Here is a 22460-nt window from a genome sequence, read left to right as displayed (position 1 = left end):
AGGGGTTTCGCATGGGAAAACTGGTTGTCTCGCTCGATGGCGTGGTCATCAAAGAAGTCCAAATCACCAAGGACAAAACCACCTTGGGCCGCCGTCCGTACAACGACATCGTGATCGACAACCTGGCTGTCAGCGGGGAGCACGCCGTGCTGCAAATGGTGGGCAGCGACGTGTTCATTGAAGACCTCAACAGCACCAACGGCACCTACATCAACGGCCGCGCGGTCAAGAAGCAGCTGCTGCAGCACAACGACACGGTCGAGATCGGCAAGTACAAGATCAAGTTCCTGGGCGAGGAGAGCAACGAGTTCGAGAAGACCATGATCATGCGTCATGGCTCACCCGCCGCTGCCCCGTCGGCCTCGCCGCTGGCGGGTGGCTCGCCCATGGCCGCGTCGCGGCCGGCACCGGTGTCGCCGGCCGCCACCTACACGCCGCAGGCTGCCGCCGGTTTCGGACACTCGGCGCCGGGGGGGCTGGCCTCGGGTTTTGGTGGGCTGGCGCCCCAGGCGCCCGCCCTCATCAAGGTGCTCAATGGGGCTGCTGCTGGCCGCGAAGTGCCCTTGACCAAGGTGGTGACCACCGTGGGCAAACCCGGCGTGCAGGTGGCCTCGCTCACCAAGCGCCCGGGGGGCTATGTGTTTGCCCACGTCGAGGGCGCCGCTCGCCCCTTGATCAATGGCTCGCCCGTGGGGTCTGAGCCGGTGCACCTCAAGAGCGGCGACACCATCGAGCTGGCTGGCACGCAGATGCAGTTCATGCAGGGCTGATGCGGGCGCCTGCGTGTTGGAGGCCCTGAGATGATCCGTGTGCTGGGTTGCTCGGGCTCGATTGCGGCGCGGTGCCACACCACGTCGTTTTTGCTGGACGACGACATCTTGATCGATGCCGGCACGGGCGTGGGCGAACTGCGCCTGGACGAGCTGGCTCGCATCAACCACATCCTCATCAGCCACAGCCACCTGGATCACATCCTCAGCATCCCCTTGCTGGCCGACAGTGTGATCAAACTGCGCATGGGCGGCGCCGGCCCTGCTGCGCTGCGGCCGGTGCATGTGCATGCCTTGCCTGAAACCTTGCAGGCCATGCGTGACCACCTGTTCAACGGCGTGATCTGGCCTGATTTCACGCGGCTGCCGAGTGTGCAGCACCCGATTTTGGTGTTCCACGAACTGGCGGTGGGCGATGTGCTGTCGTTTCCGGCGCGTGGTGCTTTGCCCGAGCGTGTGGTGCATGTGCTGCCTGCTGCGCACACGGTGCCGGCGGTGGGCTTTGGTGTGGAAACGCCGCTGGGCTGGTGGGTGTTCACGGGGGATACCGGCCCCAACCCCGCGCTGTGGGATGTGCTGGCCGGCCAGAAAATTGCGCAACTGGTGATTGAAACCGCCTTTGGCGACGAAGAGGCTTACCTGGCCGAGATCAGTGGGCACCTGTCGCCGCAGACGCTGGCGCAGGAGTTGTTGTTGCTGGATGGTGAGGTGAGTGTGTACATCACGCACCCCAAGCCGGGCGAGGTGCCAGCGGTGTTGTCGCAGATTCGGGCGCTGGACACGCGGCATGTGATCGAGCCGCTGCGGGAGGGGCAGCGGTTTCATGCGCCCGTGGTGGATAGACGGCAGATGTGACGGGAATGGTCACTTGTGTAGGTGGGTGACATTTTAGGATGCTGCGTTTCGACACAATGCTGACAGCTTCGGGTTGTTTTTGAGGCGTATCAACCCGCCTGCGTGGTGAAATTCACGGTTGTGAGGGTGTTGAGACTTGGCACGCCCCCTGCATTCAAGTGGTGTGCAGCCCCGGGTCCGGGGTTTCTGACAACCGACTTTCATACGGGCTCAGTCCCAAGGAGTTGACCATGCAAGTGATGAAGCAAGTGCAAAAGGGTTTCACCCTGATCGAACTGATGATCGTGGTCGCGATCATTGGTATTCTGGCTGCCGTGGCACTGCCGGCTTACCAAGACTACACGATTCGTGCGAAGGTTACTGAAGGCTTGAGCTTGGCCTCCTCGTATAAAACTGCGATTGCCGACACATTCGCATCCCGTGGGCCGACTGGTATGGCTGCCTGTACGGATGCTGCGACTTGTCAAACTATTGGCGTCACCTACGTTCAGAATAATCGCAATGTCAGCGCTATTACCTCTGCAGCGAATGGCAAAATCACTATTGCATACACTGCGGCCGTTGTGCCTGCTGCTAACAGTAATGTGATTCTTGCTCCGCAAACCAACGCCGCTGCCCCTGTTGACTTGGACTTGAGCCTTGCTGCCAGCGCAGGCGCACCCTTCCAGTGGCAATGTCGTCCAGCTGCTACCGCCGGTGTAGAGGCAAAGTATTTGCCTGCAAACTGCCGTAACACTGCTGCTGACTAATTTCTCTCGGCATGAGCAAAGGCCACGTGTGTTCCACGTGGCCTTTTTCTATATTTTCATGCTGCACATGCATAGCAGAGGGTGCTTGGGCTGGTTCGCTTTGTGGCATTACTAATCTTAGGGTATGAGCGGGAGTCGCGTAAAAGTAGCAGCTCGGGCTGCCATGATTCACCTTCTGGTGTCGGTGTTTGTGGTGTCTTTGTTGATTCTTGGTGCGCTGTGGTGTTGGTATCCCAATCCATACAGGCTGGTTGCAGGCGGCTATCACCTTATGGGGATCTTGGTTGCAGTTGATGTTGTCTGTGGTCCATTGCTGACGCTGGTGTTGTTCAATCCGCTCAAAGGGCGGCGCGAAACTATGGCCGACATGCTGCTCATTGCCGGCATTCAGCTCGCAGCTCTTGTTTATGGCGTCAATACAGCGTTTGAGGCGCGGCCTTTGTACCTCGTTCACGAGGTGGATCGCTTTCGCGTGATCAGTCACCCGGACTATCTAGGGGTTGATGTGAAGCCGGTACTGGAGATGCTGCCGCCTGAGATCGCGCCGCGATGGTATCGTGGCCCAGTGACTGTTGGTATCCGTGAGCCAGCCAATAATGAGGAGCGCCAAACGGTCATGCTGGATTCGGTATCGGGCGGGCGGGATTATTCGCAGCGTCCTGATTTTTACATTCCCTATGACGATACTTATCGTCCTAAGGTTGTGCGCCACGCGCGGCCGCTTCGGATGCTGATTGAGCGCTATCCTCAGGCCGCTGTAGAGGCTGCTGCAGTACTGCAGCGTTATGACGTCCCGATGGACAAGGCGTTGTTCCTGCCTGTGCAGCACAAGCAAGATTGGGTGGTGGTCATGGACCAATCGGCTCGCATTTTGGGCTTCCTTCCGCACGATGGGTTCGCATTACGGTGAACCGGTAAGGGTGGTGGTGTGTGCCCTCAGCCAGCGCAACAGAGCTGAACGCCATGGTGTCAATTCCTCTGGTTCAGAGGCCTCCAGAAGTGCAGTTTCGTCGTGATCAATCTCGGTGGGCATCATCATTCCCCTGGCTCAGGTAGTCCCTCGTCGCTTTGCTGCTCAGGATGGTCGTTCTGAGGAAAACTAGCCATCCTCCTCGGCAAGCTGTACCAAGTATGAGACGCTTGCGGCGTGGGTGGTTCGGGCCAGACGCCTGCCAACGGTGCAGTACCACAACTTCTGTGCCGCACCGCGAGGGCTCCCCGGGCTAAAATGCCGGTTTTCCGTCTCTGCGCCCTCCCACCATGCCCAACTCCACCAAGAACATCACTGCCATGGCCAACGCCATCCGTGCGCTGGCCATGGACGCCGTCCAGCAAGCCAACTCCGGTCACCCCGGCGCCCCGATGGGCATGGCCGACATGGCGGTGGCTTTGTGGGGGCGCCATCTGCGCCACAACCCGGCGCAGCCGCAATGGGCTGACCGTGACCGCTTTGTGCTGTCCAACGGTCATGCGTCGATGCTGATCTACTCTCTGCTGCATCTCACTGGCTACGAACTGTCGATCGACGACCTCAAGGCCTTCCGCCAGATGCACAGCAAGACCCCCGGTCACCCCGAAGTGGGCATCACCCCGGGCGTGGAAACGACCACGGGTCCGCTGGGGCAGGGCATCACCAATGCCGTGGGCATGGCCCTGGCCGAGAAGCTGCTGGCCACCGAGTTCAACCGCGAAGGCCACAGCATCGTCAACCACTACACCTACGCCTTCCTGGGCGATGGGTGCCTGATGGAAGGCATCAGCCACGAAGCCTGCGCGCTGGCTGGCGCCTGGAAGCTCAACAAGCTGATCGCCCTGTACGACGACAACGGCATCTCCATCGACGGCCAGGTCACGCCCTGGTTCATCGACAACACGCCGCAGCGTTTCGCCGCCTACGGCTGGAACGTGATCGCCGATGTGGACGGCCATGATGTGGACGCCATCGACGGCGCCATCGAGAAAGCCAAGCTGAGCACCGACAAGCCCACGCTGATCGTGTGCAAGACGTCCATCGGCCACGGTTCGCCCAACCGCGCCAACACCGCCAAGGCCCACGGCGAGCCCCTGGGCCCTGATGAAATCAAGCTGACCCGCGAGAACCTGGGCTGGACGCATGGCGCGTTCGAGATCCCTGCCGAGGTCTACGAAGACTGGAATGCCAAGGCCGATGGCGAGCTGCTCGTCAACGACTGGAACCAGCGCTTCGACGCTTACGCCAAGGCCTTCCCCGAACTGGCTGCCGAGTTCACCCGCCGCATGGCTGGTGAGTTGCCAGCCAACTTCGCCGAGATCGCAGTGCAGGCTGTGGCCGCAGCTCATGACAAGGCCGAGACCGTGGCCAGCCGCAAGGCCAGCCAGATTGCGCTGGAGTTCTTCACCGCTGGCGTGCCGGAAATGCTGGGCGGCTCGGCTGACCTGACCGGCTCGAACCTGACCAACACGAAGAGCACCCCCGCTTTCCGCGTGGACGACGAAGGCAAGGTCGTGCTGACCGATGGCAAGCCCGGTCGCCACATCAACTACGGCGTGCGCGAATTCGGCATGGCGGCCATCATGAATGGTGTGGCCCTGCACGGCGGCTACATCCCTTACGCTGGCACCTTCCTGACCTTCTCGGACTACAGCCGCAACGCCATCCGCATGGCCGCGCTGATGAAGACCCGCGTGGTGCACGTGTTCACCCACGACTCCATCGGTCTGGGCGAAGACGGCCCGACCCACCAGTCGGTGGAGCACGCCGCCAGCCTGCGTCTGATTCCCGGCCTGGATGTCTGGCGTCCGGCTGACACCACCGAAACCGCCGTGGCCTGGTCGATGGCGCTGGCTAACAAGCATCGCCCCAGCGCGCTGCTGCTGTCGCGTCAGAACCTGCCTTACGCGCCCAAGGCCGATGCCGACGTGATCACCCAAGGTGCTTACGTGCTGGCCGAGCCTTCGGAAGTGGGCCTGAAGAAGAAGCCCGTGGCCGTCATCATCGCCACCGGTTCGGAAGTGCAACTGGCGCTGCACGCCCAGCAGCAACTGGCTGAGCTGAAGATCCCGGTGCGCGTGGTGTCGATGCCCTCGACCACCGTGTTCGATCGCCAGCCGATGGACTACAAGAAGGCTGTGCTGCCCAACAAGCTGCCGCGCATTGCCATTGAAGCCGGCGTGACCGACTTCTGGTGGAAGTATGGCTGCGACGCCGTGATCGGCATCGACACCTATGGCGAGTCGGCCCCGGCTGGCGTGCTGTTCAAGCACTTCGGCTTCACCACCGAGAACGTGGTGGCGACGGTGCGCAAGGTGCTGTCCAAGAAGAAGTAAACAGGTTTCCTGAGCGGTTTTTCGTTTTCTTAGAGCAAGGTAGACAAGATCATGACCATCAAGATTGGTATCAACGGTTTTGGCCGCATCGGCCGCATGGTGTTCCGCGCTGCTGTGCAGAACTTCGCCAACGACGTCGAAATCGTCGGCATCAACGACCTGCTGGAGCCGGACTACCTGGCTTACATGCTGAAGTACGACAGCGTGCACGGCCGCTTCAAGGGTGATGTCTCGGTGGACGGCAACACCCTCGTCGTCAACGGCAAGAAGATCCGTCTGACCGCCGTGAAGAACCCCGCTGAACTGAAGTGGGACGAAGTGGGCGCCGACGTCGTGATCGAGTCGACCGGTCTGTTCCTGACCAAGGAAACCGCTGAAGCCCACATCAAGGCTGGCGCCAAGAAGGTCATCATGTCGGCTCCTTCCAAGGACGACACCCCGATGTTTGTCTACGGCGTGAACGACAAGACCTACGCCGGTCAGACCATCATCTCCAACGCTTCGTGCACCACCAACTGCCTGGCCCCCGTGGCCAAGGTGCTGAACGACACCTTCGGCATCAAGCGCGGTCTGATGACCACCGTGCACGCTGCCACGGCCACGCAAAAGACCGTGGACGGCCCGTCGAACAAGGACTGGCGCGGTGGCCGCGGCATCCTGGAAAACATCATCCCCTCGAGCACTGGCGCTGCCAAGGCTGTGGGCGTGGTGATCCCTGAGCTGAACAAGAAGCTGACCGGCATGTCCTTCCGCGTGCCCACCTCCGACGTGTCGGTGGTGGACCTGACCGTGGAACTGAACCAGGAAGCTTCGTACGAAGACATCTGCAACGCCATGAAGGCCGCTTCGGAAGGCGCCATGAAGGGCGTGCTGGGCTACACCGAAGACAAGGTGGTGGCCACCGACTTCCGTGGCGAGAGCTGCACCTCGGTGTTCGATGCCGAAGCCGGTATCGCCCTGGACAAGACCTTTGTGAAGGTTGTGGCCTGGTACGACAACGAGTGGGGCTACTCGAACAAGTGCCTGGAAATGGCTCGCGTCATCGCCAAGTGATCTGATGAGGCTGGGTGGCCGAGGCCACCTGCGCTGTGATCGCCAAACCTCCTTGGGCTCGCGCCCTTGGAGGTTTTTTTGTACCTGTCGCTAGGATGGGTCGCGGTCCTTAGGGATGCGTCAAGGGCACGCCGCAAAGCGCTTGCCCTGAGGCAGGCGCACGCCGTTGAGGCTGGTCTGTACGCTGGCAGTGGCCTGCGGCACGATGACGTTCTGGGCCTGCATGCGCGGGCGGATGACGACGACGCGGGCCGAGCGCACGCCGCGTTCTTTCAGTTTGCCGAGGGCCGCCTGGGCTTCGTTCAGGCGCTCATAGCGGCCCAGCACAAAGCCATTGGCCAGGCTGGTGGGGGTGCGCACTTCGCGGAAGCTGATGCCGCCAATCGCCTTCAGTTCGGCCTGCTTGCGGTTGAAGATTTCGCGGTCGGGGTAGGGGCCCATGTAGACGAACCACACACCCTCGATGGTGACGTCTTCGGTGCGCCAGCTTTCGCGGGGCAGGATGCCCTGCAGGTTCGAGGTCACGATGCCCATCTCGACGGAGCCGAAGGGGCCAGCGGCCAGGCAGGCGGTGGGTTCTGCGGCGACGGTGGCCGAGGGCGCATCGTTGGGGGCGGAGGCCGACTCGGCTGGCAGCAGGGCGCCGTCGGTTTCCCCTGACGCCGCAGAGGCGGCTGCGGCGGCCGACGCAATGGCCTGCGCCAGGGCAGCCGATGCGGCGCTGGCCGAGGGCATCACCTCGGGCGGGATCACTTCCAACTGGTCGGCATGGCGTTGCAGGCTCAGCCGTTGAGGCTCGTGTTGCTGGGAGGGGTGGACGCCCACCACGGTGGTGAGCCAACCCTGGGTCCAGCTGAAAAAGGCCAGGTTGAGAAGCAGCAGGATCAGCACCAGGGAGCGCAGCATGGGCGAGGAGGCCGGGTCGGTTCGAGTGGGGTTGAGGGAGGTGGGCGTCAGGCGGTGTGCGGGCGCACGCTGACGTCGCCGCTGTGCCATGCCTGCACACCTTGTTCAGTATGCACGAGCAAGGCGCCTTGGGCGTCCACGCCGTGTGCCACACCCGTCTGAGTAGGTGGGTGGCCGTCGGCCGGATACTGGCCGGGGGTGCTCCACAGGCCCACGCTTTGGCCACGCAGCACGTCGCGCTGGGCGTAGGCGGCTTGCAGGGGTACAAAGCCCTGGGTGGCGAAGGTCTGCACGCCGCGGATCAGCGCCGGGGCCATCCAGGCCCACACGTCGCCGATGCGAGGGGGGGCGGCCGGATCGACCTCGGCGAGGCTGGCCGAGCCCGCCGGCGCCGAGCCTGGGCGCGTATTGAGTCCCACGCCGATGACCACCCAGCGCTGACCCTCTGGCAGGCCAGGGGCGGGGCTGGCTTCGATGAGGATGCCGCCGAGCTTGCGGCCGGCCAGCCAGAGGTCGTTGGGCCATTTCAGGCCGATGGGGCCAAGAGGCCAGGGCGCGCCCTGGCCGGCATCGAGCGCTTCAGCCAGCGAGAGGCCCACGGCCAGCGACAAGGCGCTGGCGCCCCCGGGGATGCGGGCCAGATCAAGCGGCAGGCCCAGCGAGAAGGTCAGGGTGTCACCCGCTTCGGCCAGCCAACTGCGGCCCAGGCGGCCGCGACCTGCAGTCTGACGGGCGGCCGCGAGCAGGGTGGGTGCGGTCTCGCCACGGCGGCCCCGGGCCATCAGCTCGGTGTTGGTGGAGCCAAGCTCGGGCAGCACCTCAATGCTCAGGTCGGGGCAGGTGGCGTTGCTGGCCAGCCAGATGCGCTCGGCGGCGCCGTTCAGTTCGGCCAGCACCGGGCCCAGTGCGTCCTGCGCGGGCTCGTGGCCGATGTGATCAGGGCGGGGCGCGGGTGGCAGGGGGGACATGGTCTGGCGCAGTTGGCAACAGTAGCGCGTTGCTTCAGCGGCGCTTGCGTTCCTTGGGAGCCAGCATGGTGCCGCGGCAGGTGGGGGCGCCGCACCAGCAGGCATATTCCTTCTTGAGCTTGGGCGTCATGCGGGCGTCGATGACCAGGCCATAGTCGAAGAAGAGCTCTTCCCCGGGTTCGATGTCACGCAGGGCGTCGAGGAAGACGCGGTTGCCGACCTGCTCGGCTTCGAGGTTGGGCTCGCACGAGTGGTTGATCCACTTGGCCGAGTTGCCCTGGTACTTGCCGTCGATGACGTGGCCGTCGTCGAGGTGGAAGTAGAAGGTGTGGTTGGGCTGCTCGGGGTCGTGCGGGTGGCGCTCGAGCGCCTCTTCCCAGGTGATGATTTCGCCCTTGTACTCGAGCACGCGCTCACCGGCCTGGATGGAGCGCACGGCGTAGACGCCCTTGCCGTGGATGCCCGAGTCACGCACCTGGGTGCGGCGACCGTGGCCAGAGGCCTTGTCGCTGTGCGCAGCGGTGCGGGCGGCGGGCGTGGGTTTGTGCGCGGCTTGCGTCATCGACCAGTGTGTTTATATTGAAATGTGCGGGTGCGCGCGTGCGTGCGCGCGAGAAACCCGATTGTATGAACGGTTTGCATATATAAACACGCCCATGAGCAAAGCCCTGGTCATTGCAGAAAAGCCTTCGGTTGCCCAAGACATCGTGCGCGCGCTGACGCCGGTGGATGGCAAGTTCGAGAAGCACGATGAATATTTCGAGAGCGAGCACTATGTGGTCAGCTCCGCCGTCGGCCACCTGGTCGAGATCAAGGCGCCGGAAGAGTTCGACGTCAAGCGCGGCAAGTGGAGTTTCGCGAACCTGCCGGTGATCCCGCCGCACTTCGATCTGAACCCGATCGACAAGAGCAAGGGGCGCCTCAATGCCCTGGTCAAGCTGATCAAGCGCAAGGACGTCACCACCCTGATCAACGCGTGTGACGCGGGGCGCGAAGGGGAGCTGATCTTCCGCCTGATTGCGCAGTACGCGCAAGACAGCACGGCCACGACGCGCGCCAAGGGCCTGGGCAAGGACGTGAAGCGCCTGTGGCTGCAGAGCATGACGCCCGCGGCCATTCGCGACGGCTTCGAGTCGCTGCGCACCGATGAGCAGATGCTGCCGCTGGCCAGCGCCGCGCGTTGCCGCTCAGAGGCCGACTGGCTGGTGGGCATCAACGGCACGCGGGCGATGACGGCGTTCAACTCGCGCGACGGGGGCTTTTTCCTGACCACCGTGGGCCGGGTGCAGACGCCGACGCTGTCCATCGTGGTGGAGCGTGAAGAAAAGATCCGCAAGCACGTGTACCGCGATTACTGGGAAATCCGCGGCAGCTTCGATGTGGCCGCAGGCAGCTACGACGGCAAGTGGTTTGACCCGGAATTCAAGAAGGTCAAGAACGCAGCAGAGGGCTCGCAAGAGGCCGAACTGAAGGCTGATCGCGTCTGGTCGGCCGCCGAGGCGCAGGCGATTGCCGATGCGGTGCGGGGCCAGGCTGGCACGGTGTCCGAAGAGGCCAAACCCAGCAGCCAGTCCAGCCCGCTGCTGTACGACCTGACCACGCTGCAGCGTGAGGCCAACTCGCGCTTTGGCTTCAGTGCCAAGACCACGCTGTCGCTGGCCCAGGCGCTGTACGAAAAGCACAAGGCCCTGACCTACCCGCGTACCGATTCGCGTGCGCTGCCCGAGGACTACCTGGCGGTGGTCAAGGACACGATGGGCATGATCGCCAACGAGGATCTGCCGGGCCCGCTGCGCGAGCTGGCCATGCACGCCCGCAAAGCGGTCAACGATGGTTATGTGAAGCCCAACAAGCGCGTGTTCGACAACGCCAAGGTGTCGGACCACTTTGCCATCATCCCGACGATGCAGGCGCCGCGCAGCCTCACCGAGGCCGAGGCCAAGCTGTACGACATGGTGGTCAAGCGCTTCATTGCGGTGTTCTACCCGGCGGCCGAGTTCATGGTCACGACCCGCATCACCAAGGTGCTGGCTGCGGGCAAGGTGCACCACTTCCAGACCAATGGCAAGGTGCTGGTCAAGCCGGGCTGGCTGGCCGTGTATGGCAAGGAGGCCGCCGAAGAGGGCGACGACACCACCTTGGTGGCCGTGCAGCCGGGAGAGGCCGTGCGCAACGAGGACGTGCTCGTCAATGCGCTCAAGACCAAGCCGCCCGCCCGCTACACCGAAGCGACGCTGCTGAGCGCCATGGAAGGCGCCGGCAAGCTGATCGACGACGAGGAGCTGAAGGCGGCGATGACCGAGAAGGGCCTGGGCACGCCAGCGACCCGCGCGGCCATCATCGAAGGGCTCATCACCGAGAAGTACCTGTTCCGTGAAGGCCGCGAGATGATCCCGACGGCCAAGGCTTTCCAGCTGATGACGCTGTTGCGCGGCCTGGGCGTGGAAGATCTGACCAAGCCCGAGCTGACCGGCAACTGGGAATTCAAGCTGGCCGAGATGGAGAAGGGTCGCCTGAGCCGCGAGGCCTTCATGGCCGAGATCGAGGCCATGACCCAGCGCGTGGTGCAAAAGGCCAAGGAATACGACCGCGACACCATCCCGGGCGACTACGCCACGCTGAGCACGCCCTGCCCGAACTGCGGTGGCGTGGTCAAGGAAAACTACCGCCGCTTCACCTGCACGGGCAAGGGCGGTGGCGATGCCGAGGGCGCCACCGGTTGCGGCTTCAGCATGACCAAAATCCCGGCCGGCCGCAGCTTCGAGCTGCACGAGGTGGAGCAGCTGCTGCGCGACCACAAGATCGGGCCGCTGGAGGGCTTCCGCTCGAAGGCGGGCTGGCCGTTCACGGCCGAGCTGCGCATGGTGCGCGACGAGGAGTCGGCCAACTGGAAGATGGAGTTCGACTTCGGCGAGGACGCGAAGAAGGACGAAGGCTCGGGCGAGGCGGTGGACTTCAGCGCGCAGACCAGCCTGGGCAAGTGCCCCAAGTGCGGCGGCGACGTGTACGAGCACGGTGCCAACTATGTGTGCGAGCGCACCACCGGCACGCCCACCTGCGACTTCAAGAGCGGCAAGATCATCTTGCAGCAGCCGGTGACGCCGGAGCAGATCACCAAGCTGCTGGAGACGGGCAAGACCGACCTGCTGGAGAACTTCGTCTCGAACAAGACGCGGCGCAAGTTCAAGGCCTTCCTGAGTTGGGATGCCAAGACCGGCAAGGTGGGCTTCGAGTTCGAGCCGCGCGCGGCCAAGGCGCCCGCTGCCAAGAAGACCGCTGCCAAGAAAGCCGCTGCCAAGAAGGCCGCCTGACGCGGGGTGACCTAAGGTGACCTTGTGTCACATGCCTGACGCACTCGCTTTGTACATTTCGCGGGTTTGAGTGAACCTGGAGAAGTGTTTGGCAATGCAGTGGCGTCGGGCGTGGGGCAGGCAGTGGTGCGTGTGGGGTGTGATGGCGGTGAGCGCCTGGCTGACGCCGGTGCATGCCGAGGTGGCGATCAAAGGGGCAGGGGCCACCTTTCCGTCGCGGGTATATGACCGCTGGACGGCCCGTTTCATGGCCGAGCGTCCGGGCCCAACGATCCAGTACCAAGGGACCGGCTCGGGCGATGGCATACGCCAGGCCAAGGCCCGCACGGTGCACTTCGGAGGCACCGACAACCCCTTGAGCGCTGCGCAACTGGCTGAACACAAGCTGGTTCAGATCCCGCTGCTGGTGGGGGGCTTTGTGCCCGTGGTCAACCTGCCCGGCGTGCAGCCCAACGAGTTGGTGCTCAGTGGCGAGGTGCTGGCCGACCTGGCCCGTGGCGCGATCAAGGTCTGGAACGACCCGCGCATTGCCGAGCTGAATCCGGGCCTGAAGCTGTCCGCGCTACCGGTGGTGCGGGTGGTGCGCGAGGACAAATCGGGGTCAACCGAGGTGTGGGTGCGCTATCTGGCCGACTCGTCGCCCGCATTTGCCCAGGCGGTGCCCATCAGCCAGAAGCCGGCCTGGCCGGGCGAGACGCTGGCGGCCAAGGGCAACGATGGCGTGTCGAACCTGGTCAAGGCCACGCCCGGCAGCTTCACCTATGTGTCGTATGACCGGGTGGTCAAGGACAAGTTGGTGGGCGTGCGCCTGCGCAACCGCACCGGGCAGGTGCTGAGCGCCTCCGAGGCGGGCTTCCGCGCGGCCATCCTGGCGTCGGACGTTTACCGCAAGGGGGACGACACGGCCAGCCTGCTCAATCGCCCACGGCCGGACGCCTGGCCGATCACCTCGACCAGCTTCGTCTTGCTGGACGCGCGCCCGACGAAGATGAGCGAGGCGGACTGGACCGCGCGCTTCGTGTACTGGTGTTTCATGCACGGTGATGAGTTGACGCGTGGGACAGGCTTTGCGCCCTTGCCCGCGACCGTGCAGGCGCGGCTGGCGGGCCGGCTGATGCGCATCCGAGGCCCTGCCGGCGAGTTGACCAATTTTCAGTGAACCGGCAGCCCGGCGTGGCCCGGTGTAAGGTGCGGCCCTGTCTTCCCCCGGTGGAGTTTGGCCATGCCTTTGATCCTGACTTCTCGACACGCGGCACATCCCGACAGTGGGCAGGTGCACCCCGTCCCCAGTGACATCACGCCCCGGTCGGTGTATGCCAATCGACGGCAATGGTTGCGTGAGGCGGCCTGGATCGGGGGCGGCGCGTTGGCCGCCTCAGCCTGGCCGACGGCCCTGGCTCAGACGCCGCCACCCGCTGGGGCCAGCACCGTGACACGTCCTGGCAAGCGGGCAGCCTTGCCGGCGGTACGCAGCAGCGTGCCGGGGGCGTTGGCGGTGGACAAGCTCACGTCGTATGAGCACATCACCACGTACAACAACTTCTACGAGTTCGGCACCGACAAGTCCGACCCGGCTGAGTATGCCCACAGCCTCAAAACCCGGCCCTGGACGCTGAGCATCGAGGGCGAGGTGGGGCGGCCGCTGAAGCTGGGGCTGGACGAGTTGCTCAAACTGGGCGCGATGGAAGAGCGCATTTACCGTCTGCGTTGCGTGGAGGGGTGGTCCATGGTGATCCCGTGGGTGGGCTATTCGCTGTCCACGCTGTTGCAGCGCGCGCAGCCCACCAGCCGGGCCAAGTTCGTCGAATTCATCAGCTTGGCCGATGCGCAGCAGATGCCCGGCGTGCGCAGCAGCGTGCTGGACTGGCCGTATGTGGAAGGCTTGCGCATCGACGAGGCCATGCACCCGCTGACGCTGATGGCGTTTGGCCTGTATGGCGAGGTGCTGCCGCCGCAGAACGGCGCGCCGCTGCGCTTGGTCGTGCCCTGGAAGTACGGGTTCAAGAGCGCGAAATCGATTGTGACGATTCGTCTGACCGAGAAACCCCGCCCGTCGAGCTGGATGCTGGCCAACCCGCGTGAGTATGGCTACTACTCGAACGTGAACCCGACGGTGGACCACCCGCGCTGGAGTCAGGCGAGCGAGCGCAGAATCGGGGAAGGGGGGCTGTTTGCACCGCGCAAGCCCACCCTGATGTTCAATGGCTACGGCGCCCAGGTGGCGCAGCTGTACGCGGGCATGGATTTGAGGAAGTTTTACTGATGGCCTTGTCGATGGCGAACCAATGGTTGCTCAAGCCCTGGGGCAAGCCCCTGTTGTGGGCAGTGGCGGCGGTGCCGGCCGTGGCCCTGCTGGTGGGCGCGTTGACCGATGGCTTGGGCGCGAACCCGGCGCAGACGCTGATTCAGGAAACGGGGGAATGGGCGCTGCGCTGGCTGTGGCTGACCCTGCTGGTGACCCCGCTGCGCGAGATGGCGTCCCTGCCGGCGCTGCTGCGCTACCGGCGCACGCTGGGGGTGACGGCCTTTGTGTACGCGGTGCTGCACCTGCTGTCGTACGCCTGGCTGGACAAGGGATGGGTGATCAATGACATCGTGGCCGATGTGTTCAAGCGCAACTTCATCCTGGTAGGCATGTTGACCTTCCTGGTGATGCTGCCGCTGGCGCTGACCTCCTTCAATGCCGCCATCCGCGCCCTGGGTGGGCGCAAGTGGCAGCTGTTGCACAAGCTGGTCTACGCCGTGTCGCTGCTCGGGCTGCTGCACTTCTACCTGAAGAAGGCTGCCAAGAACGATGTGAGCGAGGTCATGGTCTACGCGGTGCTCCTGGCCTTGTTGCTGGGCTGGCGTGTGGTGCGCCGCGGCGGCATCTTGGCGATGTTGCGCGTGCGTTGACCGCAGCCACACCGTTCCGAAGTTCATAATAGACAGCGCGTTGGGCCCACTGGCCCACGTCGGCTGTCTATCTCAAACCGCGCGCTTCCCATGCCCTTGTCCCACCTACCGCGCCTGTCTCGTTCCATGGTCGTGGCGGTGTCGCTGTTCCTGCTCTTCGATTTCGCGGCCCTGGGCTTGAACGTGTGGATGTCGGTGAAGATCGAGCGCGAGGCGGTGGGCATCAACCTGGCGGGGCGTCAGCGGATGCTGTCGCAGCGCATGGCCAAGGTCTTGCTGCAGCTGGAAGATGCTCAGCGGGCCGGTGAATCCCTGGCCGAGCCGATGCAGGAGCTGGCCCTGACCTCCGAGTTGTTCGACCAGACTTTGCAGGGCTTCTGGGAAGGCCGTGAAACCGAGGGCGGCCAAGGCGAGCGCGTGTACCTGGCGCCGGTGGCCCAGCCGCACACGCGGCAGTTGGTGGCGCAGGCCCGGGAGATCTGGGACCCCTATCGCGAGCTCAGCCGCGGCGTGCTGGTGTCCGATGCCGCGCAGTTGCGCGAGCGTCTGCCGGTGGTGGTGGCCTATGCCAAGGCACACAACCTGGAGCTGCTGTCGCTGATGAACGCGCTCACCACCGAGCTGGAAGCGTTGACGCGCCGCGAGGCCACCCGCATCCGCTGGTACCAGGGCATCACCTTCACGCTGGCGCTGATCAACTTTGTGGGTGTGTTCGCCCTGTACCAGCGGCGCATCCGGCGGGCGAACGAGCAGCATGATCTGCTCGACGAGGTCATCCACAAGGTTGCCGCCTGTGTGATGGTGCTGGACGAGGATGGCGTCACCGTCATCAAGAGCAACCACACCGCCGAGCGCCTGTTCGGGCGGGAGCCCGGGGCACTGATCGGCGTGCGCTTTGATCAGCTGGTCACGCAACGTGGGGGCGACACGGTGGGCCTGCGGCCGGATGGCAGCACGTTTCCGGTGGCGATCGAGCGCCATGCGACGTTTCTGCATGGCCGCCGCCTGTTCGTGGAGACGGTGCATGACGTCACCGAGCAGCGCCGCACCGAGGCGCACCTGACGGGCCTGGCGTACCACGATGCCTTGACGCAGTTGCCCAATCGCCTTTTGTTCGATGACCGGCTGCGCATGGAGATGGCGCGGGCGCGTCGCCATGGCCAGCAGCTGGCGGTGTTGTTCATCGACCTGGACCGCTTCAAGGGCGTCAACGACGTGCACGGCCATGAGATGGGGGACCTGCTGCTCAAGAAGGTGGCCCAGCGCTTGCGCGATTGCCTGCGCGAAAGCGACACCGTGTCGCGCCGGGGCGGTGACGAGTTCACGGTCATCCTGGGGGATGTGCATGGGTCGGACGATGCCGCGCGCGTGGCGCAGTCCATCGTGGCGCAGATGGACGCGCCCTTCCACATCCAGAACGTGAGCCTGCACATCGGGGCCAGCGTGGGCATCTGCCTGTACCCGGCGCAGGCGCGCGATGTGAACGCCTTGCTGGCCGGGGCCGACGAGGCCATGTACCGCGCCAAGATGATGGGGCGCGGCACCTACTGTTTTCACAAGCGCGATGAGGACTGAGGCCGGATCGCCGGCCTGATCAGGCCGATGTGGCGCGGTGCAGCACTCCCTTGAGCGCCACCCCCGTGTGGGTCTTGCGCTTGACGATCTCATCGGGTGAGCCAGCTGCGGCCACCTTGCCCCCGCCCGTGCCACCTTCCGGCCCCATGTCGATGACCCAGTCGGCCTCGGCGATCACGTCCAGATCGTGCTCGATGACGACGACGCTGTGGCCCCCATCGACCAGGCGGTGCAGCACGCGGATGAGCTTTTCCACATCGGCCAGGTGCAGGCCCACGGTGGGCTCGTCGAGCACATACAGGGTGTGTGGCGCCTTCTGGCCGCGTCGGGTGATGTCGTCGCGCACCTTGCTGAGTTCGGTCACCAGCTTGATGCGCTGGGCCTCGCCGCCGGACAGAGTGGGCGAGGGCTGACCCAGCGTGAGGTAGCCCAGGCCCACGTCCTGCAGCAGCTTGAGCGGGTGAGCGATGGACGGCATGGAGGCGAAGAACTCGACGGCTTCGTCCACCTCCATTTTGAGCACATCACCAATGTGCTTGCCGCGCCAGGTGGCCGCCAGCGTTTCGGGGTTGAAGCGCATGCCGTTGCAGGTGTCGCAGTGCACCTTCACATCGGGCAGGAAGGCCATCTCGATGGTGCGGATGCCCTGGCCTTCGCAGGCCGGGCAGCGGCCTTCGCCGGTGTTGAAGCTGAAGCGGCCGGCGGCCCAGCCACGGGCGCGCGCTTCCAGCGTGTCGGCAAACAGCTTGCGGATGGTGTCCCAGAAGCCGATGTAGGTGGCCGGGCAGGAGCGCGGCGTTTTGCCGATCGGCGTCTGGTCCACTTCGAGCACGCGGTCGACCTGGCCCCAGCCTTCGAGTCCGTCGCAGCCGGTCCATTGCGGGATGGTGGTGGCGCGTTCCTTGAAGGGGATGCTGACGGCGGCGTGCACGTTGGTCAGCAGCACATCGCGCGCGATCGTGGACTTGCCGGAGCCCGACACGCCGGTGACCGCGACCAAGCGCTGCAAGGGCACCTGAACGTCCACGCCTTGCAGATTGTGCAGCCGGGCGCCTTTCAGGTGCAAGGTCGGCGTGCCGGCGTCCACTGCGCGGCGACCGATGGCTTGACCGTCGGCATCAACTCGCAAGGGGTGCTGCATGGGCGCACGCAGACAGCGGCCCGTCACCGAGTCGGGCGCGTCCATGATGTCTTGCACGCTGCCCTGCGCGACCACCGTGCCACCACGCACGCCGGCGCCCGGGCCGATGTCGATGACATGCTCGGCGCGGCGGATGGTGTCTTCATCGTGTTCGACCACGACCAGGGTGTTGCCCTCGGCGCCCAGGGTGTGCAGGGCATCGAGCAGCAGCTGGTTGTCGCGCGGGTGCAGGCCGATGGTGGGCTCGTCCAGCACATAGCAGACGCCCTGCAGGTTGCTGCCCAGTTGCGCAGCCAGGCGGATGCGCTGGGCCTCGCCGCCCGACAGCGTGGGCGCGGCGCGGTCCAGGCTCAGGTAGCCCAGGCCGACCTGCTCCATGAAGGCTAGGCGCGACTTGATCTCGCTGACGATGTCGCGGGCAATCGTGGCTTCGCGGCCATCGAGCTTGAGCTTCTCTGCCCATTTGCGGGCATCCTTGACGGCCAGCGCCGACAGCTCGGCAATCGACTGGCCGCGCAATTGCACCGCCAGTGCCACCGGGTTGAGGCGCGCGCCATGACAGGTGCCGCATGCGGCGTCGGTCATGTCTTCTACATCGGGTTCGGCAAAGGTCTGTTCTCGACCCGATTCGCGGCCCTTCTTCTCGTCGGGCTGCGAGTCGTCCATCACCTTGCGCTGCTCGCGCGTCAGGGCCAGGCCCGTGCCCACGCAGTCGGGGCACCAGCCGTGCTTGCTGTTGTAGCTGAAGAGGCGTGGGTCGAGCTCGGGATAGCTGGTGCCGCAGCTCGGGCAGGCGCGCTCGGTGGAGAACACCTTGACGCGACCCATGCGCAGTGTGGACTTGCCGGTGGCCAGCGCCTCGGCCAGGCCTTCCAGCCCGGTGATGAGGTGGACCACGCCCTTGCCGTGCTCCAGCGCCTGGGCCAGCAGCTCGCGCAGGCGGGGCTCGTTCTCGGGCGTGACGACCACGTCGCCCACCGGCAGCTCGATGGTGTGCTCTCGGTAGCGGTCGATCTTCGGGCCCTTGGCCGTGCCCCAGCCCGCCGTGGGCAGGAACTCGCCGTCCACGCGCAGGTGATCGAAGCCCTTGCTCGACGCCCACTTGGCCAGCTCGGTGTAGATGCCCTTGCGGTTGACGACCAGCGGCGCCATCAGGCCGATGTGCTGGCCGCGGTAGTCGCGCACCCATTGGGCCGCGATGGCCTCGGGGGTTTGTGGCAAAACCGGGATGGGGTGACCGTCTTCGTCGACGCAGGTGGTGCAGTGCTGCGTGCCCAGTTTGACGAACAGCAGGCGCAGGAAGTGGTGCACCTCGGTGGTGGTGCCGACGGTGGACTTGCGCCCGCCGCGCGACAGGCGCTGCTCGATGGCCACGGTTGGCGGGATGCCATAGACCGCGTCCACCTCCGGGCGACCGGCCGGCTGCACCAGCGAGCGGGCATAGGCGTTGAGCGACTCCAGATAGCGGCGCTGGCCTTCGTTGAACAGGATGTCAAAGGCCAGTGTGGACTTGCCCGAGCCTGACACACCCGTGATGACGTTGAACTTGCCGCGCGGGATGTGGACGCTCAGGCCCTGGAGGTTGTTCTCGTGCGCGTTGACGACCTCGATGCTGTCGTGACCCGGGGCGGTGGCGGCGCGGGCCCGGCGCTCGTCGCGGCGGGCCTTGATGAGGGCTTGCAGCGAGGGGCCATCATCAGCGGTGTCACGGCCCAGGTGGTAGGCGGGGGCCTTCTCGGCCACCTGCAAGACCTGCGCGGCGTTGGCGGCCTCGCCTCGGTCGGCCGGGGCGGGCGGCGCAGGCACCTCCAGGCCCAGGGCTTGCTCGTACTCGCGCAAGGCGATGGCGGTGTGGGTCTGACCCAAACGCAGCTGCTCCGGCGGTCCGTAGGCCACCAGCTGGCCCCCTGCGTCGCCACCCTCGGGGCCCAACTCGATCAGCCAGTCGCACGCGCGGATCACATCGAGGTTGTGCTCGATCAGGATGATGGAATGGCCCGCGTCCAGCAGCTTCGCGAAGGCGCGCATCAGTTTGGCGATGTCGTCGAAGTGCAGGCCCGTGGTGGGCTCGTCGAACATGAAGAGCGTGCCCTTGCGGGCGAGCTTTTGGCGCGACTTGCTGGCCTGTTGCGCGGTCTCGACCAGGTGGCCGGCCAACTTCAGCCGCTGCGCCTCCCCACCCGAGAGCGTCGGCACCGGCTGGCCCAGCTTCACGTAGTCCAGGCCCACATCGGCCAGCGGCTGCAGCGCGCGCACCACGTCCACGTCCTGCGCGAACAGGCGCACGGCCTCGGCCACCGTCAGCTCCAGCACGTCGGAAATGCTGAGCTTCTTGTTCAGCCGCTCGATGGTGACCTCGCGCACCTCGGCGCGGAAGCGGGTGCCGTCGCAGTCCGGGCAGCGCAGGTACACGTCGGACAGGAACTGCATCTCGACGTGCTCAAACCCGGAGCCGCCACAGGTGGCACAGCGCCCCGTGCCTGCGTTGAAGCTGAAGGTGCCCGCGGTGTACTTGCGTTCGCGTGCCAGCGGCGTCACGGCAAACAGCGTGCGCACCGCGTCGAAAGCGCCCACATAGCTGGCCGGGTTGGAGCGGGCCGTCTTGCCAATCGGCGATTGGTCCACGAAGTTGACCGCGCTCAGCCAGTCGGCGCCCAGCAGCTCGTCGTGTTCGCCCGGCGAGTCGGTGGCCAGGCCGAAGTGGCGCAGCAGGGCGGGGTGCAGGATGTCCTGGATCAGCGTCGATTTGCCCGAGCCGCTCACGCCGGTCACGCCCACCAGGCGCTGCAGCGGGAACTCGATGTTCAGGTTCTTCAGGTTGTGCTGACGCGCGCCCTGCAGGATCAGACGCGGCGTGTTGTCCTGCACCGGGCGACGCAGGCCCAGACCGATGGTGCGGCGGGCCCCCAGGTAGGCGCCGGTCAGGGTCTCGGCCCGCTTGAGCTCATCGGGTGAGCCATCGAACACGATGCGGCCACCCTGATGGCCCGGTCCAGGGCCCATGTCGATCACGCGGTCGGCGGCCAGCATCACGGCGGGGTCGTGCTCGACCACGACCAGCGTGTTGCCGGCATCGACCAGGCGCTGCATGGCCACGTTGATGCGGTCCATGTCGCGCGGGTGCAAGCCAATGGAGGGCTCGTCCAGCACGAATAGGGTGTTGACCAGCGAGGTGCCCAGCGCGGTCGTCAGGTTGATGCGCTGCACCTCGCCGCCCGACAGGGTGCGGCTTTGCCGGTCCAGCGTCAGGTAGCCCAGGCCCACGTCCACCAGGTACTTCAGGCGGGTGCGGATCTCGTCGAGCAGCAGTTGCAGGGCCTCGGCGTCTTCCTGATGGGCCAGCGTGACGAAGGAGAAGAGGCGTTGCAGCTGCGAGATCGGCAGCAGCATGACATCGTGCAGGTTCAGGCCGGGCAGGGTTTCCAGCACCTCACGCGACAGGCTGGCACCGTTGGGCTTGAAGCGTTTGGCCGGGGCCAGCACAGCATCGGCGTCTTCACGCGAACCCAGGCGCCACAGCAGCGATTCGGTCTGCAGGCGTGCGCCTTCGCAGGTGGGGCAGGGCGTGTAGCTGCGGTATTTCGACAAGAGCACGCGGATGTGCATCTTGTAGGACTTGCTCTCCAGGTATTCGAAGAAGCGCTTGATGCCGTACCACTGCTTCTGCCACTGGCCCTTCCAGTTCGGGTCACCGTCGAGCACCCAGGCCTTGTGCTCGGGCGTCATCTGCGACCAGGCCAGGTCGCGCGGCACGCCGGCTTCGCCCGCGTACTTGATCAGCTCTTCTTGGCACTCGGCCCAGGCGGGCGTCTGGATGGTTTTGATCGCGCCACCGCGCAGCGTCTTCTTGGCGTCAGGGATGACGAGGCCCCAGTCCACGCCGATGACGCGACCGAAGCCGCGGCAGGTCGGACAGGCGCCGGCTGCCGAGTTGAACGAGAACATGCCCGGCGTGGGCGCGCTGTAGCGGCGGTGGCTGTCCGGGCAGTGCAGGCCAGCCGAGAAGCGCCACAGTTCAGGTTCGCTGTCGTCACCCGATTCGGGCAGGGCATAGACGGTGATGTGGCCGCTGCCGCGTTTGAACGCCACTTCCAGGGCTTCCATCACACGGGGGCGGTCGAGGTCGGCGCCCGTGGGGTCGGCCCCGATGCGGAAGCGGTCGGCCACCACGTCGAGCACCAGTCGCTCGTCGTCGCCCAGTTCGGCGCTGGCGGCATCCTTCGTCTTCTTGCTGGACTTCTTCGCCGCAGGCTTCTTCTTGGCTGCCGCGCTCTCTTCGTCCAGCGAGGCCGCCACCTGCGCACTCGTCAACGCCGCCGAGGGCAGGTCACGTGCTTTCACCACGCGCTGCGCCTGGATGCGCGAAAAGCCGCTGACCGACAGCCATTCCTCCATCTGCGCGGGCGTGGTGTGGGCCGGCAGCACCGCGCCAAAGGTGACCACCACGCGGCGCCCGTCCGGCGTGGCCGCACAGCGCCGCAGCAGCTCGGCAAACACCGACTGGGGTGTGTCTTCGCGCACCAACTGGCCTGTGTCCTGGTCGAACAACTGCGCCCCGCGTGCGAACAGCAGCTTGAGGTGGTCGTTCAGCTCGGTCATCGTCCCCACGGTCGAGCGCGAGGTGCGCACCGGGTTGCTCTGGTCGATGGCAATGGCTGGCGGCACACCCTCCACACGGTCCACGGCGGGGCGGTCCATGCGGTCGAGGAACTGGCGCGCGTAGGCGCTGAAGGTCTCCACATAGCGGCGCTGGCCTTCGGCATACAAGGTGTCGAACACCAGGGAGGACTTGCCCGAGCCGCTGGGCCCCGTCACAACCGTCAGCTCACCCGTGTGGATGTCGAGGTCGAGGTTCTTGAGGTTGTGCTGGCGGGCGCCTCGGATGCGGATATCGGACATGGGTCACCTTCTAAGGGTCTGCCGCAGGGAGA

General features: G+C 65.2%; 15 protein-coding genes. 11 read left to right on the top strand and 4 right to left on the bottom strand.

Going from position 1 to position 22460, the window contains the following annotated elements:
- The first annotated feature begins 11 nt into the window (after window positions 1-11).
- The 6 genes from RBT42_RS06060 to gap all read left to right on the top strand — a co-directional run bounded on the left by RBT42_RS06060 (window position 12) and on the right by gap (window position 6733).
- Window positions 12-770: an FHA domain-containing protein gene (locus RBT42_RS06060; protein ID WP_320363128.1), complete on the top strand. Its 759-nt coding sequence runs from the start codon at window positions 12-14 to the stop codon at window positions 768-770.
- Between the two features lie 30 nt (window positions 771-800).
- The gene (locus tag RBT42_RS06055; RefSeq protein ID WP_320363126.1) at window positions 801-1625 is read left to right on the top strand and encodes a 3',5'-cyclic-nucleotide phosphodiesterase; all 825 of its coding nucleotides are present in this window, start codon (window positions 801-803) and stop codon (window positions 1623-1625) included.
- 230 nt (window positions 1626-1855) lie between these two features.
- Window positions 1856-2374 carry a pilin gene (locus RBT42_RS06050; RefSeq protein ID WP_320363124.1) on the top strand — a complete coding sequence of 173 codons (519 nt, stop codon included), beginning with the start codon at window positions 1856-1858 and terminating at the stop codon, window positions 2372-2374.
- Window positions 2375-2537: 163 nt separating this feature from the next.
- Window positions 2538-3284, top strand: coding sequence for a pilus assembly protein (locus tag RBT42_RS06045; RefSeq protein WP_320363122.1), 747 nt, complete (start codon window positions 2538-2540; stop codon window positions 3282-3284).
- A gap of 350 nt (window positions 3285-3634) precedes the next feature.
- Window positions 3635-5680: a transketolase gene (tkt, locus tag RBT42_RS06040; RefSeq protein WP_320363120.1), complete on the top strand. Its 2046-nt coding sequence runs from the start codon at window positions 3635-3637 to the stop codon at window positions 5678-5680.
- Between the two features lie 51 nt (window positions 5681-5731).
- Window positions 5732-6733, top strand: a complete 1002-nt coding sequence (gap, locus tag RBT42_RS06035; RefSeq protein WP_320363118.1) for a type I glyceraldehyde-3-phosphate dehydrogenase — start codon at window positions 5732-5734, stop codon at window positions 6731-6733.
- Window positions 6734-6853: 120 nt separating this feature from the next.
- On the opposite strand, the gene RBT42_RS06030 is transcribed toward gap, so the two are convergent.
- Genes RBT42_RS06030 through RBT42_RS06020 form a run of 3 tightly spaced genes read right to left on the bottom strand, consistent with a single transcriptional unit; the run spans window position 6854 to window position 9169 of the window.
- Window positions 6854-7729 (bottom strand): hypothetical protein, encoded by an 876-nt coding sequence (locus tag RBT42_RS06030; RefSeq protein ID WP_320363116.1) that lies wholly within the window; start codon window positions 7727-7729, stop codon window positions 6854-6856.
- Window positions 7687-8607 carry a biotin--[acetyl-CoA-carboxylase] ligase gene (locus RBT42_RS06025; RefSeq protein ID WP_320363114.1) on the bottom strand — a complete coding sequence of 307 codons (921 nt, stop codon included), beginning with the start codon at window positions 8605-8607 and terminating at the stop codon, window positions 7687-7689. Before RBT42_RS06025 ends, RBT42_RS06030 begins: the two co-directional genes overlap by 43 nt.
- 34 nt (window positions 8608-8641) lie before the next feature.
- Window positions 8642-9169 (bottom strand): SET domain-containing protein, encoded by a 528-nt coding sequence (locus RBT42_RS06020; RefSeq protein ID WP_320363112.1) that lies wholly within the window; start codon window positions 9167-9169, stop codon window positions 8642-8644.
- A 94-nt stretch (window positions 9170-9263) separates the two neighbouring features.
- Between RBT42_RS06020 and RBT42_RS06015 the strand changes: the two genes are divergently transcribed.
- The 5 genes from RBT42_RS06015 to RBT42_RS05995 all read left to right on the top strand — a co-directional run bounded on the left by RBT42_RS06015 (window position 9264) and on the right by RBT42_RS05995 (window position 16388).
- Window positions 9264-11918 carry a DNA topoisomerase III gene (locus RBT42_RS06015; RefSeq protein ID WP_320363109.1) on the top strand — a complete coding sequence of 885 codons (2655 nt, stop codon included), beginning with the start codon at window positions 9264-9266 and terminating at the stop codon, window positions 11916-11918.
- A 94-nt stretch (window positions 11919-12012) separates the two neighbouring features.
- Window positions 12013-13077: a phosphate ABC transporter substrate-binding protein PstS gene (gene pstS, locus RBT42_RS06010; RefSeq protein WP_320363295.1), complete on the top strand. Its 1065-nt coding sequence runs from the start codon at window positions 12013-12015 to the stop codon at window positions 13075-13077.
- A gap of 63 nt (window positions 13078-13140) precedes the next feature.
- Window positions 13141-14181 carry a protein-methionine-sulfoxide reductase catalytic subunit MsrP gene (msrP, locus tag RBT42_RS06005; protein WP_320363107.1) on the top strand — a complete coding sequence of 347 codons (1041 nt, stop codon included), beginning with the start codon at window positions 13141-13143 and terminating at the stop codon, window positions 14179-14181.
- Window positions 14181-14813: a protein-methionine-sulfoxide reductase heme-binding subunit MsrQ gene (locus tag RBT42_RS06000; protein ID WP_320363105.1), complete on the top strand. Its 633-nt coding sequence runs from the start codon at window positions 14181-14183 to the stop codon at window positions 14811-14813. The genes msrP and RBT42_RS06000 overlap by 1 nt, the downstream gene beginning before the upstream one ends.
- 90 nt (window positions 14814-14903) lie before the next feature.
- Window positions 14904-16388, top strand: a complete 1485-nt coding sequence (locus RBT42_RS05995; RefSeq protein ID WP_320363103.1) for a diguanylate cyclase domain-containing protein — start codon at window positions 14904-14906, stop codon at window positions 16386-16388.
- Window positions 16389-16407: 19 nt separating this feature from the next.
- Here the strand turns inward: RBT42_RS05995 and RBT42_RS05990 are convergent, their stop codons facing one another.
- Window positions 16408-22428, bottom strand: coding sequence for an excinuclease ABC subunit A (locus RBT42_RS05990; protein WP_320363101.1), 6021 nt, complete (start codon window positions 22426-22428; stop codon window positions 16408-16410).
- Window positions 22429-22460: the final 32 nt, after the last annotated feature.

The organism is Aquabacterium sp. (genome assembly GCF_034003525.1).
GTDB lineage: Bacteria > Pseudomonadota > Gammaproteobacteria > Burkholderiales > Burkholderiaceae_C > Aquabacterium.
This window is presented reverse-complemented; position numbering and strand designations above follow the sequence as displayed.

What these genes read in the sequence shown, in the direction of transcription:
- RBT42_RS06030 (WP_320363116.1), bottom strand. Translation starts at nt 7,729, where the DNA reads ATGGCACAGCGGCGACGTCAGCGTGCGCCCGCACACCGCCTGACGCCC.
- RBT42_RS06050 (WP_320363124.1), top strand. Translation starts at nt 1,856, where the DNA reads ATGCAAGTGATGAAGCAAGTGCAAAAGGGTTTCACCCTGATCGAACTG.
- tkt (WP_320363120.1), top strand. Translation starts at nt 3,635, where the DNA reads ATGCCCAACTCCACCAAGAACATCACTGCCATGGCCAACGCCATCCGT.
- RBT42_RS06055 (WP_320363126.1), top strand. Translation starts at nt 801, where the DNA reads ATGATCCGTGTGCTGGGTTGCTCGGGCTCGATTGCGGCGCGGTGCCAC.
- RBT42_RS06020 (WP_320363112.1), bottom strand. Translation starts at nt 9,169, where the DNA reads ATGACGCAAGCCGCGCACAAACCCACGCCCGCCGCCCGCACCGCTGCG.
- RBT42_RS06000 (WP_320363105.1), top strand. Translation starts at nt 14,181, where the DNA reads ATGGCCTTGTCGATGGCGAACCAATGGTTGCTCAAGCCCTGGGGCAAG.
- gap (WP_320363118.1), top strand. Translation starts at nt 5,732, where the DNA reads ATGACCATCAAGATTGGTATCAACGGTTTTGGCCGCATCGGCCGCATG.
- RBT42_RS06045 (WP_320363122.1), top strand. Translation starts at nt 2,538, where the DNA reads ATGATTCACCTTCTGGTGTCGGTGTTTGTGGTGTCTTTGTTGATTCTT.
- msrP (WP_320363107.1), top strand. Translation starts at nt 13,141, where the DNA reads ATGCCTTTGATCCTGACTTCTCGACACGCGGCACATCCCGACAGTGGG.
- pstS (WP_320363295.1), top strand. Translation starts at nt 12,013, where the DNA reads ATGCAGTGGCGTCGGGCGTGGGGCAGGCAGTGGTGCGTGTGGGGTGTG.
- RBT42_RS06060 (WP_320363128.1), top strand. Translation starts at nt 12, where the DNA reads ATGGGAAAACTGGTTGTCTCGCTCGATGGCGTGGTCATCAAAGAAGTC.
- RBT42_RS06015 (WP_320363109.1), top strand. Translation starts at nt 9,264, where the DNA reads ATGAGCAAAGCCCTGGTCATTGCAGAAAAGCCTTCGGTTGCCCAAGAC.
- RBT42_RS05995 (WP_320363103.1), top strand. Translation starts at nt 14,904, where the DNA reads ATGCCCTTGTCCCACCTACCGCGCCTGTCTCGTTCCATGGTCGTGGCG.
- RBT42_RS06025 (WP_320363114.1), bottom strand. Translation starts at nt 8,607, where the DNA reads ATGTCCCCCCTGCCACCCGCGCCCCGCCCTGATCACATCGGCCACGAG.
- RBT42_RS05990 (WP_320363101.1), bottom strand. Translation starts at nt 22,428, where the DNA reads ATGTCCGATATCCGCATCCGAGGCGCCCGCCAGCACAACCTCAAGAAC.